A 15280-nucleotide genomic window follows, 5' to 3' on the forward strand; every position below is an offset into this window, starting at 1 on the left:
AACCTGCGGTGCGGGGGTCGCTGCGCCCCACGCGGGATAGCCTACTCGGGGTCTGCGACGCTGAACCGAGCGCGCCGGTGCCGAGGGTTGTCGAGCTCGTCGAGCAGGGCCACGGCGAAAGTGCCGGTGCTGACGAATGCCCCGGCGGGGTGTTCCGTGGAGAGGCGGTAGGAGGCGGAGGCCGGGCCGGGGGCGATCTCCGGGGAGGGGGCTACCATCGTCCAATCGAGGTCCTCTGGGGCCTGGCGGTAGAGAGCCAGGATCCGCACGAAGGCCCGGGACTCGGCCTCGTATTCCTGAGGGAAATCCGGGGTATCCACCAGGAGCGTGCCGTCTTCGATGCTGAGACCACCGGCGCCGCCGACCACGATCACGCGGGTGCGTGGGGCGGCGGCGATGAGCTGGCGATGCGCCTCCACGATGGAGTCAGATTCCCCGGTCTGCCGGTCGATCGGCACCGCGATCACCAGGGCATCGGCGTCGTGGGTGGCCTCCATCAGAGCCGCGGTCGCGCCGATTGCACCCTCGCGGTAGTCCACCCCCTCGATAGGCTCGGTGGGACGACGACGCGATAGGCCCGTCACCGCGTGTCCCCGGCGGCGGGCCTCGGCGGTGATGGCGGAGCCGACCATGCCGGTGGCTCCCATGATGACGATGCGGGACATGGAGTCTCCTAGGGAAATCGTGGGGGAGAGGGACGCTTCCCGTAACCCGGACAGCACCGCGGCTATTCCCTGGGAGAAATACTCTCCCGCGCCGTATCCCGGGTTCCCCTCCTCCGTGGGCTGGCCGGTGACCTCCCGCAACTGCCGCTGCGCCTGTTCCAGGGTGGCCGAACCCAGGACAAAGGCCAGGAAGGTCTGGGCGGTGATCGCATCTCCGCCGAGAACGCGCCTGCTCGCATCCAGCACCTCCCGGTGCAGCCCCGGCATGGACAGCCCCGCCGTGACGATCTCCGCGCCGTCGCGGTGACGCAGCAGGCACGAGCGCATCAGCTCGGCATATGCCATGGGGTCGGTGGGCGCGGTGGCCAGCGCGGGGCCGAGGATGTGGCGGGCGATCATTTCCAGCAGGTGCTGTTTGCTTTCCACGTGCCAATACAGCGCGCCGGGAGTGACCTCCACGTGCCGGGCCAGGCGACGCATGGAGAGGTCCGCGAGGCCATAGCGATCCACGATGTCGAGGCTTGCGGTGATGAGGGCTTCGCGGTGAAGATGCACGCTGCCAGCCTAAGCGCAGCGCGGGTCGCATGCTGCGTGGTGGTGGCGCGTGGCTCGGGTACGTGGGCGTCGCGTAACGCCGCGCCCCGAAAGGGCCGATAATGGGTTGGTAGTGTTGAACACGCAGTCAGGTAGTGACGCCCGCCGACAACCACAAAGGAGACATACCCCGTGGTGAACTTTTCCGCCTCCGTTAAAGCCCTGATCGCCGCCGCCGTGGCCGCCCCGCTCGTGCTCAGCGGGTGCGGCAAGGAGGCGGAGGAAGCCACGGAGGCCTCGAGCGCGGCCACCAGTACCACCGCGCCCGCCTCCCAGACCACGACGGCTCCCCCCGCGCCGGCGAACACGGCCTCGGCCGTTCCCGCTGCGCCCCCGCAGCCCAGCGCCCCCGCGGCTCCCTCGCCGAAGCCGGCCCCGCCGGCCGGGGCGCAAGCTGAACAGAATAATACCCAGCCCGCGCCAGGGCAGTCCGCGCCGCAGGACAATAACGACCTCCCGATTACCACGGTGGCGCCCATTCCCGGCGGCCAGCCCGCCAGCGGCCAGGACGCCGAGGCTATCCGCGCGCTGGTGACCGGCTTTAATGACGAGACCTCCATGCGGCGCAAGATGGAGTATCTGCCGCAGCACACCTGCTCGCGGGTGATCCAGGAAAACGGTGGTCCCGAGGCCTTTGATTTCTCAGCCATCCCCGACGTGAACCTCGCCGAGATGCCCGGCGGCGAGCAGTACAATTCCTCCGTCACGGAGGTGCGCGACATCGTGGTGGATGGGGACCAGGCCTCCGCTACCGTGGTGGCGACCTCGAATAACGGCCCCTCGGAGGCGACGCAGCGCTTTAGCCGCGAAAACGGCGCGTGGACGTTCTGCAACTAAATGCCGGGGCGAATGCGCGTTGCGCTCGGGGCGGCCAGCGGCACCCTGGCGGTGAGCGCTCTTCTCTTTAGCTCCGCAGGAGTGCTGTGGGGACTGAGCTACCCCCGCTATCGGGGCACCCTCGTGGAGGGCGGGGCGGTTGCCGTCGACACGGGCCACAACCAGGAGTTTCATTCTTGGCTGTGGCTGGTGCTCGGTGCCGGTCTGCTCGCCAGCGTGCTGTCGATTGCGGTGTTTGTGCGTTCCGAGCGCAGCCGGGGAGTGGCCATGCAGGTCTGGCTGGGCCTGCTGGCCGGTGGGGGAACGGCCTATGCCCATGCCGCAGGGCTGTCCCTGGCCAGGTGGCGGGTCCCCGTGCCCGATCCTGCGACGCTACATCCCGGCGATGAGGTAGATGTCCTGGCTACGGTGGGTTTGGGCACCCCCATTTCCTTCCTATTCCCCGCGTTTGCGGCGATGCTCGCCTACTGGAGCTGCATGGTGGTTGCCCCGAGGAGTGCTCCGGGTGCGCCGGGAGGCCCCCGAGCTGACGCTGCCGGGAAGCCGGGCGAGAGCTAGACATTATAATCGAGCGACAGATGACGCCCCTTGACGGAAGGCAGTGTGTTCCATGATGCAACGGATCGATCTCACCGGCGGCCAGCCCACGATCTCCGAGCTGCGTCGCCGGTTGCCCAGGGGGCGCACCGACGTCGCTGCCGTGACGCAGATCGTGGCCCCCATCATCGACGATGTTCGAGAGCGCGGCGCGCGAGCGGCCCTCGACTACGGCGAGCGCTTCGACGGGGTACGACCGGCGGCCGTGCGCGTGCCGGGGGAGGTGATCGAGGCCGCCGCGGCCGCCATCACCGGCGATGTCCGTGCGGCGCTGACCGAGGCGATCGCTCGAGTGCGCCGTGTCCACGCCGATCAGGTACCCGCCTCCCACATCACGCGGTTGGGTCCCGGGGCCCTGGTGACCGAGCGTTTCCTTCCCGTTGAACGGGTGGGGTTGTACGTTCCCGGCGGCAAGGCGGTGTATCCCTCAAGCGTGATCATGAACGTGGTTCCCGCGCAGGAGGCAGGGGCGGGGTCCATGGTGGTGGCCTCCCCGCCGCAGGCCGAGCACGGCGGCTGGCCGCACCCCACGATTCTGGCCGCCTGCGCGCTGCTGGGCGTGGAAGAGGTGTGGGCCGTGGGCGGGGCGCAGGCCATAGCCCTGCTGGCCTACGGCGATGACGCCGCGGGGCTCCCACCGGTGGACATGATTACCGGCCCCGGCAATATTTTTGTCGCCGCCGCCAAACGCTTGGTGCGCGGCGTGGTGGGCACGGACGCGGAGGCCGGTCCCACCGAAATCGCCATCGTGGCCGATGAGAGCGCGGACCCTGTGTACCTGGCCTACGACTTGATCAGCCAGGCGGAGCACGATCCGATGGCGGCCAGCGTGCTCATCACGGATTCGCTGGACTTGGCCGAGGCGGTGGATCGGGAGGTGGAGCGTCGCTACACCGTCACCGCGAACGCGCAGCGCGTCGCGGAGGCCCTGCAGGGCGAGCAGTCGGGGATCGTCCTGGTGGATTCCCCGGAGGCGGCGTTGGTCACCGCCGATGCGTACGCGGCCGAGCACCTGGAGATTCATACCCGGCGGGCGCAGGAGGACGCCGAGCGTATCCGGCACGCCGGGGCGATCTTCGTGGGCCCGTATTCCCCGGTGCCGCTGGGCGATTATGCCGCGGGATCCAATCACGTGCTGCCCACCTCGGGCACCGCGCGGTTCAACCCGGGGCTGTCCACCCACACCTTCCTGCGCCCGGTGAACACCATTTTCTACGATCGCACCGCGCTCCGAGAGATCGCACCGACGATCATTGCCCTGGCCGAGGCCGAGCACCTGCCCGCCCACGGTGAGGCGATCCGTGCTCGTTTCGACCCCGACAAGGAGGACTAGGCTTCCATGACCCCACCTAGTTACGCCGAGGCCACGGTGGCCCCGGGCACGCGCCTGGTGGACCTGCCCCTGCGCGAGGAACTGCGCGGTCAGCACGCCTACGGCGCCCCGCAGCTCGACGTGCCGGTGCGCCTCAACACCAACGAAAACCCTTACCCGCCTTCTCAGGGTCTGGTGGCGGAGATCGCCGATCGGGTGCGCGATCTGGCGGGAAGCCTCAATAGGTATCCCGACCGCGACGCCGTGGAGCTGCGCCGCGCCCTGGCCCGCTATGTGAGCGCCCAGACCGGCACCGAGGTCAGCGTGGACAACCTGTGGGCGGCCAATGGCTCCAATGAAGTTCTCCAGCAGCTGCTTCAGGCCTTTGGCGGGCCGGGGCGCACCGCGCTGGGCTTTAGCCCGAGCTATTCCATGCACCCGATCCTCAGCGAGGCGACGCAGACCGCCTGGCTGAGCGTGCCTCGCGATGCGGACTTCCAGATCGACATGGACGAGGCGCTGGTGGTGCTGCGCGAGAAGCGCCCCGAGGTGGTTTTTGTCACCACGCCTAATAACCCCACCGGCTCGGTGTTGCCGCTGCCTCAGCTGCGCCAACTGGTGGAACAAGCCCCGGGCATCGTCATCGTGGACGAGGCGTACATGGAGTTCTCCGACTCCCCCTCGGCGGTAAGTTTGCTGGCGCAATACCCGAGCAAGCTGGTGGTCTCGCGCACGATGTCCAAGGCCTTCGACTTTGCCGGTGCCCGGTTGGGCTATCTGGTGGCCGCCCCGGCGGTGATCGAGGCGATCATGCTGGTGCGCCTGCCCTATCACCTTTCCACCCTGAGCCAGGCCACCGCTGTGGCTGCCCTCAACCACGCCGAGGAGACCCTGGCCACGGTGCGCACGATCGTGAAGGAGCGCGAGCGGGTGGCCTCGTCCCTGGTGGAGCTGGGGGCCGAGGTGGTTCCCAGCGAATCCAACTTCCTGCTCTTTGGTGGGATGGGCGACGCGACGGCGGCCTGGCAAGAGTTCCTGGATCGGGGAATACTGATCCGCGACGTGGGTATTCCGGGCCACCTGAGGGTGACCATCGGCCTCCCCGGGGAAAACGACGCCTTCCTGCGCGCGGCGCGGGAGATAGTCCGCGGCGAAGCCCGCGGGATGAAGTAACGCAGAAAGGATCACACGATGTCGCAGCGCATCGGGCGCGCCGAGCGCGCCACCAGCGAGTCGCAGATCGCCGTGGAGATCAACCTGGATGGTTCCGGGATCTCCCAGATCGCCACCGGATTGCCCTTCTTCGACCACATGCTCACCGCCTTTGCCACCCACGGCTGCGTGGATCTTACGGTGCAGGCTCGCGGCGATATCGAGGTGGATGCGCATCATACGGTGGAGGACACCGCCATCGTTCTGGGCCGCGCTGTGGCCCAGGCGCTGGGGGAGAAGGTGGGGATCCGCCGCTTTGGCTCCCAGCAGCTGCCCATGGACGAGGCCCTGGTGGAGGCCGTGGCGGATATTTCTGGGCGGCCCTACTTTGAGATGCGCGGAGAGCCCGAGCACATGGTGCACCAGATCATCGGAGGTCACTATGCCACGGTGATAAACCGGCACTTCTTTGAGACGCTGGCCTTCCACTCCGGGATCACCCTGCACCTGGTATGCCACTATGGGCGCGACCCGCACCACATCACCGAGGCGGAGTACAAGGCCGTGGCCCGTGCCCTGCGCCAGGCCTGGGAACCCGACCCCAGGGTGGATACCATCCCCTCCACCAAGGGGGCGCTGTAGACCGTGGAGACGCTGTTGGCGGCGCCCGATGGGGCACAGACCACGAATCATTGGTTCATCTATCTCATGTTTGCCGTGGCGGGCGTGCTCGTGGGGGGAACCTGGTCCGCCTACCAGAACGGGGCTAAGAAACTCGTCATCGTGTGTGGTATCCTTGCGGCCCTTGCTCTAACCGGAGCGATCATGTGGCTGATGGGAGGAATGAGATAAGTGACGTACCAGGGGCGGGATCATCGCACCGAAACATCGCGACTCGAAAGCGCATGGCAGGCCCCTGGTTATATCCCCACCCTCCTCGCCGTGGCCTGCGCCTTTGGCTCGTGGTCGCTCCTTTTACCCGTGGTGCCCTCCGCGGTGTTGGATGCCGGAGGTGGCGATCTCCTGGCGGGAGCCACCACGGGAATCTTCATGGCGGCCACCGTGCTGACCCAGATCTGTACCCCGGCGTTGCTGCGTCGCGTGGGCTATAACCCCGTGATGGTAGCCGCTGCCCTGATTCTTGGACTTCCCTCCCTGGGATACCTCGTGGGCATGGAGGCGGCGCCTGCCCTCGTGTTCTCCGCCTTGCGCGGAGTGGGCTTCGGAGCGCTCACGGTGGCGGAATCCGCCCTGGTGGCGGAGCTGGTGCCGGTGCGCTTCCTGGGCAAGGCCTCGGGCATGTTGGGTGTGTTCGTGGGCCTTTCCCAGATGATCTTCCTGCCCATGGGCCTGGCCCTGGCCGATACCGCGCTGGGGTATCCGGGGGTGTATGTGATCGCGGCGGTGGTGGGGGCCCTGGCGGGGGTGATGTGCCTGCGCATCCCCCGGTTGAAGGCCTCTTCCTCGGGTGCGTCGTGCGCGGGCGATCACGAGGGATCCGCGCGCCCGCTTCCCAGCGTATCCACCTGGAAGCTCGTCACGGTGCCCGCCCTGGCGGTCGTGAGCATCTCCATGAGCTTCGGCGCGGTGTCCTCGTTTCTCCCGGCCGCGGTCAAGGCGCTAGACCCCAGCCTCGGGGGGCTGCTCGCCGGCTTCATGCTGTCGATCACGGGTGGAGCGGCGATGACCTTCCGGTATTTTTCCGGGCTGCTCGCGGATCGTCGGGGTCAGCCGGGGGCCCTGATGATCCCGGGCCAGGTCCTGGCGGGTCTGGGGGTGGCCCTGACCGCCGCCGTGCTGCTGACGGAGGGGTCGGCGTGGTGGCTGGTGCTGGGTGCGGTGGCCTTTGGAGGTGGCTTTGGGGTGGTGCAAAACGAGGCGCTGCTCTCGATGTTCCTGCGCCTGCCGCGCTCGAAGGTCTCGGAGGCCTCCGCGATCTGGAACATCGCCTACGACGCCGGTACCGGAGCCGGTTCCTTCCTGCTGGGGGCGGTGGCGGCCCGCGCGGCCTATTCCGGGGCCTTTGCCACAGCCGCGACGTTCATCGCGATGGGCATTGCGCTCACGGCCGCCGACTCCTTTGCTGGGCGCCACCGCCTCACGGAATACCAGAACACCCGCGCTCGGTTGCGGCAGATCTCCGCGGCGCGGCGCGCGTGGCGGCTGGTGCGGAGGTTCCGCTAGATCGCCACGGGCCAGGGCCGCATCGTCGACAGGCTAGAATAACGGGCATGTCTGCTCATGTGGCTCTTTTAGATTATGGTGCCGGTAACTTGCGTTCGGCACAGCGCGCCCTGGAGTACGTGGGGGCCAGGGTGAGCGTGACCGCCGATGCCGAGGTTGCCACCCAGGCCGATGGGCTAGTGGTGCCGGGGGTGGGGGCCTTTTCCTACTGCATGGAGGGGCTGCGAGCCATTTACGGCCCGCGCATCATCGGGCAGCGCCTGGCGGGTGGGCGGCCGGTGTTGGGGATCTGCGTGGGCCACCAGATCCTGTTCGACCGCGGAGTGGAACACGGGGTAGACACGCCCGGCTGCGGCCAGTGGCCCGGCGTGGTCGAGCAGCTTCGGGCGCCGGTGCTGCCCCACGTGGGATGGAACACGGTGGAACGCCCGCAGGGCTCCGCGATGTTTGCCGGGATCGACCCGCAGGAGCGCTTCTATTTTGTGCATTCCTTTGGGGTGCGCACCTGGGAGTTCGAGGGCGATGACCTCACCCTTCCCCCCGCGGTGGCGTGGGCTGAATACGGCGGTGATCGCTTCGTGGCCGCGGTGGAAAATGGGCCGCTGTGGGCCACGCAGTTCCACCCGGAGAAGTCCGGCGAGGCTGGCTTGCGGCTCCTGGGCAACTGGGTGCGGCAGTTGTAGCTACGCGCGGGGCGGGTGGTTAGACTATTGCGCTATGAGCCTGACACTCCTGCCCGCAGTAGACATCTCCGATGGCAAGGCGGTGCGCCTACACCAAGGTGAGGCCGGGACGGAGAAGTCCTACGGCAGCCCGCTGGAGGCCGCGCTGGTCTGGCAGGAGCAGGGAGCGAGGTGGGTACACCTGGTGGACATCGACGCCGCTTTTGGGCGCGGCAGCAACCACGAGATCATCGCCGAGATCGCCGGAACCCTCGATATTTCCGTGGACGTGGCCGGGGGCATCCGCGACGATGCCTCCCTGGATCAAGCCCTGGCCACCGGCGCCTCCCGGATCAACATCGGCACCGCCGCGATCGAAAAACCCGAGTGGATCGCGCGGGTGCTGGAGCGTCACGGCGACCTCGTGGCCATCGACCTCGCCGCCCACGAAAGTGAGGGGCAGTGGCGTGCTAAGACTTGGGGCTGGGCTGCCGATGCCGGCGACCTCTGGGAGGTCCTGGAGCGCCTGGATGCCGCGGGCTGCCAACGCCTAGTGGTGACGGACGTCTCCCGGGACGGCACACTGACCGGCCCCAACGTGGACTTGCTGCGGGATGTGGCGGCGGCCACGGACGCCGCGGTGACCGCCTCGGGCGGTATCGCCACGGTAGAAGACATCGCCGCCTTGTCCCGGGTGAGTGGGGAGGGCATCGACTCCGCGATCGTGGGCAAGGCCCTCTACGAGGGTTCCTTGAGTCTCCGCGAGGCCTTGGCGGTCCTCGCGCACTAGCGCGCGGCGCGAAGGAGGCGGCATGGATACGCAGGAACTATTGGCCGTGGCCCAGGCGGTGGTGGACGAGGCCGAGGCGCTCTTCCTCCGCGGGGTGGGCACGCGACAGCGCCGCGAGAAGGCCCCGGGGGAATACGTCACCGACGTGGACCTGCGGATCGAGGAACACGTGCGCACCATGCTCGTGCGGCTCACCGGAATCCCCGTGTACGGTGAGGAATGCGGTGGAGACCTCACGGAGGGACCCGTGTGGGTGATTGACCCCATCGACGGCACGGCCAACTACGCCGTGGGCAACCCCCTGTGCTCCATCCTGCTCAGTCTCGTGGCGGGCGGGCGCCCGGTGCTCGCCGTGACGTCCCTGCCGCTGCTGGGCCGTCGGCTTACCGCCTGCGAGGGCGGAGGGCTGTTCGTCGATGGCGTGCCCGCGACACCGCTGTGGAACACCGAGGAAAGTATCGCTCAGGTGGGTTTTTCCTCGCTGTCCTCCCAGGCGCAGTGCGAGTATTCCACCTACGCCCGGCATCGTTTTTTGGCCCAGCTTTCTCAGACCTACCTGCGGCCTAGGGTTACAGGATCGGTGGGGGTGGATCTTGCCTTTGCCGCCCAGGGGATCTTTGCCGGAGCGGTGTCCTTTTCCCCGCATGCCTGGGACAATGCTGCCGGTGCCCTGCTGGTGCGCGAGGCGGGCGGGGTGGTCACCGATACCGCGGGGCGGCCCTGGAATCCCGGTTCCTCCGGCCTGGTGGCGGGAGATGCTGCCACGCACGAGGTATTGCTGAGTACGATGAGTACTGCATTATGACCGGAGGCGGAGCGCGCTGAGGCGTCAGCGGGTGTAGGCCGCATCCGAGAGACGGTGGAAAGGTAACCGATGGCGTTAGCGGTGCGGGTGATTCCCTGCCTGGATGTCGATAATGGGCGCGTGGTCAAGGGCATTAACTTTGCCGACCTCAAGGACGCGGGTGATCCCGTGGAACTGGCCACGCGCTACGGGCGTGAGGGGGCGGACGAGGTGACCTTCCTCGACGTGAGCGCCTCCGCCGCCGGGCGGGGCACCATGATCGAGGTGGTGCGCCGCACCGCCGAGGCCCTGTTTATCCCGTTGACCGTGGGCGGCGGGGTGCGCAGCGTCGAAGACGTGCGCGCCCTGCTGCGCGCCGGGGCGGACAAGGTATCGGTTAATACCGTGGCCCTGGCCCGACCGGAGCTGCTGCGGGAGCTTTCCGAGCAGTTCGGTGCCCAGTGCATCGTCTTGTCTGTGGACGCCCGCCGTAGCGCGGAGCAGCCCTCGGGCTTCGAGGTGACGACGCACGGGGGGCGTCGCTCTGCGGGCGTAGACGCCGTGGCGTGGGCGCGCCGGGTGCAGGAGCTCGGGGTGGGGGAGATCCTGCTGAACTCGATGGACGCCGATGGCACCCGGGACGGCTTTGACATCGAGCTGATCCGGGCGGTGCGCGCGGTGGTGAGCATTCCCGTGATTGCCTCGGGTGGGGCGGGCGCCGCCGAGCACTTTCCGCCCGCCGTGAGCGCGGGGGCGGATGCCGTGCTGGCGGCCTCGATCTTCCACTTCGGGGTGACCTCCCTCGCGGAGGTTAAGGCGGAGCTGGCGCGGGCGGGTCAGGAGGTGCGTCGGTGAGCGTGCGGGATCATCAGCTCGACCCGGAGATAGCCCGCAGGGTGCGCTTTAACGAACGGGGTCTCGTGCCCGCCGTGGCCCAGGATGCGGACTCGGGCGCGGTGCTCATGCTGGCCTGGATGGACGCCGCCGCCCTGGCGCATACCCTCGCCACACGGCAGGGCACCTATTGGTCGCGTTCGCGGGAGGACTACTGGATCAAGGGAGCGACCTCCGGGCACACCCAGAGGGTGCGGGAGGTGCGCCTGGACTGCGACGGCGATACGGTGCTGGTGCTCGTGGAACAGGAGGGTGGGGCCTGCCATACGGGGGATCGCACCTGCTTCGACGCGGACCTGCTGCTGGGGGAGAAGCAATGAACACCCGCGGGTCCCGCCGTCTCGATCGCCTGGCGGCCGGTGGCCTGGTGGTGGCCGCGGCCATGGAGTGGGCGTCCTCGCGCGCGACGTGGCTGGGCGTGGAGGCCTTTGACGATAAATCGGGTGCTGCCTCCGCCACCCTGACCGGGGCCGTCTGGGCCACGGAATTGACTGCTGTGGCGTTGTTGCTGGCCGCCGGGTGCGTGGCGGGCCTGGCGCTGCGGCGCGTGGGGCGCCGCGCGGTGGGCGTGGTGTGCGCTCTGGCGGGCGCGGGCGTCGCCTGGATACCCGTGCGCACCCTCACCCAGGAGATCGATACCCAGCGCGTGCACGGCTTGCTCAGTAGCACCCTGGAGGGCGGCGCGCAGACCGCGACGGGAACCCAGGCGGGGCCGGTGGGGATATCCGAGTGGGCGGAGATATCCTCGGTGACCCTGCATTATGTGGGGCCCGGGCTAAGCGTCGCCGGGGCGGCCGTGGCCTTGGTGTGCGGGGTGATCCTCGCGCTGCGTCCGGGGCGGGACGCGGCCACGATGAATCGCTATGAGCGCGTGGAAGGGCGCAGGCAGTGCCTGCGTGCCGATCTTCGCGCCGCCCCGGACTCGGGGCGGGTGATGTGGGACGCATTGGATGCCGATATCGATCCCACGAGCGATTCCGCGGAGGAAGGAGAGCCTGGCGAGTATCGCTGAGAAGAAAGCACGGGGGATTTTTCTCTGCCCTGCGCGGCGATTATTCTGTGTAGGAACCTACGGGTGGCATGAGTCACGTCCGATGCGAGGCGGAGGAGGCGATAGTGAGGCCTTTGGTGGTAGTCGATCCCATCCCCGCTCTTGCTCGCCGCCACCTGAGCCTGCGCGAGGCGCGGCTCCCCTTTCCCGAGATCAAGGCCCGCTCCCGCGATGCCGCCCCGGCCCGTGACGCCGTGGCCGCCCTGCTGCGCGACGGCTGCGGGGTGATTCCGGAGTTGCGCGGACTGGCCTGCTCCGCCGCCGGGAAGGGATACGACCCCCAGCGAGCGGCCCGCGCCTACGAGGAGGAGGGCGCCCATCTGATCGCCTGCCGCGCGGAGCCGCAGCGCTTTCTCGGGGCGCTGGCCGCGATGGTGCAGGCGCGTGCCGTGGTGAGCGTGCCGGTGATGGCGTGCGGGCTGTTTTTCGATCCCTATCAGATCCACGAGGTTCGGGTGTTCGGGGCCGATCTCGTGTCGTTGCGCGTGCACTATCTGGATCAATACCGCCTGGCGGCCCTGGCGGATCGGGCGGAATCGCTGGGCATGACGGCCCTGGCGGAGGTACGTACCCCGGAGGAAGCCGGACGTGCCCTGGACGCGGGGCTGCGGGTGCTGGGGATCAACACCAGGGATCGAGCCACGGGGACGGCCAACGCGGAGCTCTTTGCGGAGATCACCACAGGATTGCCGGAATCCACCATCTGCGTGGGGATGGCGGGGGTGAAAGACCCCAGCGACCTCTTGGCGTACGCAGCTAACGGAGCGGATGCCGTGGTGGTAGGCAGCGCGGTGCGCTGCAGCTTCGATCCCAGTGCAAGCCTGCGCGCGCTCACGGCGGCGGGCCAGCATCCGGCCTGCGCAGCCCGCAGGAGTAGGTGATCTCCCGCGAACCTCGGTGGGCGTGTCGGCGGGGCATAGGGCACACTGATAGGCGTGCGTGTTGATGACCTAGCCAATATCCCCTCCCCGCCGCAGGGCGTGTGGTACCTGGGCCCGCTGCCCATTCGCGCCTATGCGCTGTGCATCATCGCCGGGATCGTGGCGGCGCTGTGGCTGACCACCCGCCGTTATGCGGCGCGCGGCGGCGACCCCGCCGTGGTGCTGGATGCGGCGATCGTGGCAATTCCGGCCGGCATTGTCGGTGGACGCCTCTATCACGTGCTAACAGACTGGCCTAAGTATTTCGGTGCGGGAGCCAACCCGGTGGACGCGTTGAAGATCACCAACGGTGGCCTGGGCATCTGGGGCGCGGTGGCCCTGGGCGCGCTGGCGGTGTGGTGGTATCTGCGCCGCAGGAAAGTGGCGCTGGGACCGTTCGCGGACGCGGCGGCCCCCGGGGTGATCGTGGCCCAGGCCATCGGGCGGCTGGGCAACTGGTTTAACCAGGAGCTCTACGGCCGCCCCACCGATGTTCCCTGGGCTTTGGAGATCTACCGCCGGGTGGACGAGCAAGGCCGCTACGCCCCGGTCACGGGCGCCTCCACGGGGGAAGTGCTGGCCTCGGTGCACCCGACCTTCCTCTACGAGATGGCCTGGAACCTGGCGATCTTTGGTGTGCTGCTGTGGATCGACCGGCGTTTCCGGCCGCGCGGGGGGCGGCTCTTTGCCCTCTATGTGGTGGGCTATACGGTGGGTCGATTCTGGATCGAGCTCATGCGCGATGATCCTGCGACGATGGTGGGGGGGCTGCGGATCAATACCATCGTGTCCGCGGCGGTGTGTGTCGCGGCGCTGGCGGCCTTCTTCGCGCTGCGCGGGCGGGAGCGCGGCGAGGCGACACAGGGGTGCTGAGGCGGGTACATTGGCATACGGAGTCGGCCCGGGCAATCCCACATGAGTGGGCCTATCTGGGCGTATGCCCGTGGAGATCGGACGCGATTAGCAGTAGGGTGGAACAACGTGGATAGAAGAACAAAGATTGTCTGTACTCTCGGCCCGGCCGTGGCGAGCGAGACCGCTATTCTGGATCTGGTCAATTCCGGAATGAACGTGGCGCGCATGAACTTCTCGCACGGCTCGCACGAGGATCATGCGCAGAATTACGCCTGGGTGCGCCAGGCTGCCAAGCAAACCGGCAAGGCCGTGGGCATTCTCGCCGACCTCCAGGGGCCCAAGATCCGCCTGGGCACCTTCGCCGAGGGGGCCACCCGCTGGGAGAACGGCGAGATCATCCGCATCACCACCGAGGACGTGGAGGGCACCCACGACCGCGTGTCCACCACCTACAAGGGCCTGGCCAACGACGCCAAGGCGGGCGACCGTCTGCTGGTAGATGACGGCAAGGTGGGCCTGGTGTGCATCGAGGTGGAGGGCAACGACGTGGTGTGCGAGGTCGTCGAGGGCGGCCCCGTCTCCGACCACAAGGGCGTCTCCCTGCCCGGCATGGACGTCTCCGTGCCCGCGCTGTCCGAAAAGGACATCCGCGACCTGCGCTTCGCCCTCGAGCTGGGCGTGGACATCATCGCCCTGTCCTTCGTGCGTTCCCCCGGGGACGTGGACCTGGTGCACCAGGTCATGGATGAGGTGGGACGCCGCGTGCCCGTGGTGGCCAAGCTGGAAAAGCCCGAGGCCGTGGATGCCCTGGAATCCATCGTGTTGGCCTTCGACGGCATCATGATCGCCCGCGGCGACCTCGGCGTGGAGGTCCCCCTGGAACAGGTTCCGCTCTTCCAGAAGCGCGCCATCCAGGTGGCCCGCGAGAACGCCAAGCCCGTGATCGTGGCCACCCAGATGCTCGACTCCATGATCCAGAACTCGCGCCCGACCCGCGCCGAGGCCTCCGACGTCGCCAACGCCGTGCTCGACGGTGCCGACGCCGTCATGCTCTCCGGGGAGACCTCCGTGGGCGTGGACCCGCACAACGTGGTGCGCACTATGGCCCGCATCGTGCGTCAGGCTGAGGCCGGAGGCGTGGTGCCGCCGCTGTCTCACATCCCGCGCACCAAGCGCGGCGTGATCTCCTACTCCGCCCGCGACATCGCCGAGCGCCTGGGCGCCAAGGCCCTCGTGGCCTTCACCACCTCCGGCGATACCGCCCGTCGCGTGGCGCGCCTGCACTCCCACCTGCCGCTGCTGGTGTTTACCCCCAATGAGTCCGTGCGCTCCCAGCTCGCCCTGAGCTGGGGCACGCAGTCCTTCCTCGTCAATGACGTGGACTCCACCGACCGCATGATGGAGGAGGTCAATGCGGAGCTGCTGGAGATGAAGGAGTATTCCCGCGACGACATGATTGTGGTCGTGGCCGGTACGCCCCCCGGAATCCAGGGCAACACCAACATGATCCACGTGCACTTGCTGGGAGATAGCTTCAGCAAGGCCGAGGCGCAGTCCGCGCGGGGTGCGCAGTAGGTTCCTCTTCTCCTAAGACTCCCGCCTTCGCGGTGGGGGTCTTTTTATTAAAGTGGGGCGGCCTGGCACCGCACTAGTACCTCATATTATTATTGTCGGCTTGGCAGAGGGGTGACCGCGGCGCTGACGGCTGGGTTCCTGGGGGTTCGTGCGCGCGGGCCACACAAGGCCCGGGGCTACGGGATGGATCTCGTGGGGCCCGGTTACCTGTCTGAGTGAGGAAGGCGGGGGCGTTTTATCGACGCCGCTGGGATGGGCGGAGGACCACCGCTCTGCACAGCCCCTACTGATACTGCTACGAGGTAAGTGCACAAGCGCCTGTGGTGATTGCAAGGTCCCCGATGAGCTGGCGCCAGGCTCTGCTTCTGCCCCAGTGGACGCGCGATCTCACTCTGTTTAGGCAAGGCA

Annotated in this window: 17 protein-coding genes; 16 read left to right on the plus strand and 1 reads right to left on the minus strand. The window is 68.0% G+C overall.

Features of this window, described 5'->3' with window-relative positions; all coding sequences use genetic code 11:
* Positions 1 to 41: 41 nt before the first annotated feature.
* Positions 42 to 1220, minus strand: coding sequence for an NAD(P)H-binding protein (locus H7347_RS10920; protein ID WP_152820626.1), 1179 nt, complete (start codon positions 1218 to 1220; stop codon positions 42 to 44).
* Between the two features lie 171 nt (positions 1221 to 1391).
* On the opposite strand from H7347_RS10920, the gene H7347_RS01490 reads away from it, so the two are divergent.
* From H7347_RS01490 to pyk, 16 genes are all read left to right on the plus strand, one after another.
* Positions 1392 to 2096 (plus strand): hypothetical protein, encoded by a 705-nt coding sequence (locus H7347_RS01490; protein ID WP_152820628.1) that lies wholly within the window; start codon positions 1392 to 1394, stop codon positions 2094 to 2096.
* Between the two features lie 12 nt (positions 2097 to 2108).
* Positions 2109 to 2654 (plus strand): hypothetical protein, encoded by a 546-nt coding sequence (locus H7347_RS01495; RefSeq protein ID WP_152820630.1) that lies wholly within the window; start codon positions 2109 to 2111, stop codon positions 2652 to 2654.
* Positions 2655 to 2706: 52 nt separating this feature from the next.
* Complete coding sequence (hisD, locus tag H7347_RS01500) at positions 2707 to 4026, plus strand: histidinol dehydrogenase (RefSeq protein ID WP_152820631.1); 1320 nt, start codon at positions 2707 to 2709, stop codon at positions 4024 to 4026.
* 6 nt (positions 4027 to 4032) lie between these two features.
* Positions 4033 to 5178: a histidinol-phosphate transaminase gene (locus H7347_RS01505; protein WP_152820633.1), complete on the plus strand. Its 1146-nt coding sequence runs from the start codon at positions 4033 to 4035 to the stop codon at positions 5176 to 5178.
* Positions 5179 to 5196: 18 nt separating this feature from the next.
* Entirely contained in the window at positions 5197 to 5799 is a 603-nt protein-coding gene (hisB, locus tag H7347_RS01510) for an imidazoleglycerol-phosphate dehydratase HisB (RefSeq protein ID WP_152820635.1), read from the plus strand.
* Between the two features lie 3 nt (positions 5800 to 5802).
* Positions 5803 to 6009, plus strand: coding sequence for a hypothetical protein (locus H7347_RS01515; RefSeq protein WP_152820637.1), 207 nt, complete (start codon positions 5803 to 5805; stop codon positions 6007 to 6009).
* Complete coding sequence (locus H7347_RS01520; protein ID WP_186337095.1) at positions 6010 to 7341, plus strand: MFS transporter; 1332 nt, start codon at positions 6010 to 6012, stop codon at positions 7339 to 7341. It begins immediately after the preceding gene.
* A gap of 47 nt (positions 7342 to 7388) precedes the next feature.
* A complete protein-coding gene (gene hisH, locus H7347_RS01525) occupies positions 7389 to 8024 on the plus strand; it encodes an imidazole glycerol phosphate synthase subunit HisH (protein ID WP_152820639.1) in 636 nt (211 codons plus the stop codon).
* Between the two features lie 34 nt (positions 8025 to 8058).
* Entirely contained in the window at positions 8059 to 8793 is a 735-nt protein-coding gene (gene priA / locus H7347_RS01530; protein WP_152820641.1) for a bifunctional 1-(5-phosphoribosyl)-5-((5-phosphoribosylamino)methylideneamino)imidazole-4-carboxamide isomerase/phosphoribosylanthranilate isomerase PriA, read from the plus strand.
* A gap of 22 nt (positions 8794 to 8815) precedes the next feature.
* Positions 8816 to 9598 (plus strand): inositol monophosphatase family protein, encoded by a 783-nt coding sequence (locus H7347_RS01535; protein ID WP_152820643.1) that lies wholly within the window; start codon positions 8816 to 8818, stop codon positions 9596 to 9598.
* A gap of 69 nt (positions 9599 to 9667) precedes the next feature.
* On the plus strand, positions 9668 to 10432 hold the full coding sequence (gene hisF, locus H7347_RS01540) for an imidazole glycerol phosphate synthase subunit HisF (RefSeq protein ID WP_152820645.1): 765 nt from the start codon (positions 9668 to 9670) through the stop codon (positions 10430 to 10432).
* Positions 10429 to 10791: a phosphoribosyl-AMP cyclohydrolase gene (gene hisI, locus H7347_RS01545; RefSeq protein ID WP_186337096.1), complete on the plus strand. Its 363-nt coding sequence runs from the start codon at positions 10429 to 10431 to the stop codon at positions 10789 to 10791. The genes hisF and hisI overlap by 4 nt, the downstream gene beginning before the upstream one ends.
* Complete coding sequence (locus tag H7347_RS01550; protein WP_152820647.1) at positions 10788 to 11483, plus strand: TIGR02234 family membrane protein; 696 nt, start codon at positions 10788 to 10790, stop codon at positions 11481 to 11483. Before hisI ends, H7347_RS01550 begins: the two co-directional genes overlap by 4 nt.
* A gap of 68 nt (positions 11484 to 11551) precedes the next feature.
* Positions 11552 to 12403, plus strand: coding sequence for an indole-3-glycerol-phosphate synthase TrpC (locus tag H7347_RS01555; protein WP_152820649.1), 852 nt, complete (start codon positions 11552 to 11554; stop codon positions 12401 to 12403).
* 54 nt (positions 12404 to 12457) lie between these two features.
* Complete coding sequence (gene lgt / locus H7347_RS01560) at positions 12458 to 13315, plus strand: prolipoprotein diacylglyceryl transferase (RefSeq protein ID WP_186337097.1); 858 nt, start codon at positions 12458 to 12460, stop codon at positions 13313 to 13315.
* Between the two features lie 108 nt (positions 13316 to 13423).
* Positions 13424 to 14872, plus strand: a complete 1449-nt coding sequence (pyk, locus tag H7347_RS01565; RefSeq protein WP_186337098.1) for a pyruvate kinase — start codon at positions 13424 to 13426, stop codon at positions 14870 to 14872.
* Positions 14873 to 15280 lie beyond the last annotated feature (408 nt).

The organism is Corynebacterium sp. zg-331, assembly GCF_014267345.1.
Lineage (GTDB): Bacteria > Actinomycetota > Actinomycetes > Mycobacteriales > Mycobacteriaceae > Corynebacterium.

What these genes read in the sequence shown, in the direction of transcription:
- hisF (WP_152820645.1), top strand. Translation starts at nt 9,668, where the DNA reads ATGGCGTTAGCGGTGCGGGTGATTCCCTGCCTGGATGTCGATAATGGG.
- hisD (WP_152820631.1), top strand. Translation starts at nt 2,707, where the DNA reads ATGATGCAACGGATCGATCTCACCGGCGGCCAGCCCACGATCTCCGAG.
- priA (WP_152820641.1), top strand. Translation starts at nt 8,059, where the DNA reads ATGAGCCTGACACTCCTGCCCGCAGTAGACATCTCCGATGGCAAGGCG.
- hisH (WP_152820639.1), top strand. Translation starts at nt 7,389, where the DNA reads ATGTCTGCTCATGTGGCTCTTTTAGATTATGGTGCCGGTAACTTGCGT.
- H7347_RS01555 (WP_152820649.1), top strand. Translation starts at nt 11,552, where the DNA reads ATGAGTCACGTCCGATGCGAGGCGGAGGAGGCGATAGTGAGGCCTTTG.
- H7347_RS01550 (WP_152820647.1), top strand. Translation starts at nt 10,788, where the DNA reads ATGAACACCCGCGGGTCCCGCCGTCTCGATCGCCTGGCGGCCGGTGGC.
- H7347_RS01505 (WP_152820633.1), top strand. Translation starts at nt 4,033, where the DNA reads ATGACCCCACCTAGTTACGCCGAGGCCACGGTGGCCCCGGGCACGCGC.
- H7347_RS01535 (WP_152820643.1), top strand. Translation starts at nt 8,816, where the DNA reads ATGGATACGCAGGAACTATTGGCCGTGGCCCAGGCGGTGGTGGACGAG.
- hisB (WP_152820635.1), top strand. Translation starts at nt 5,197, where the DNA reads ATGTCGCAGCGCATCGGGCGCGCCGAGCGCGCCACCAGCGAGTCGCAG.
- H7347_RS01495 (WP_152820630.1), top strand. Translation starts at nt 2,109, where the DNA reads ATGCGCGTTGCGCTCGGGGCGGCCAGCGGCACCCTGGCGGTGAGCGCT.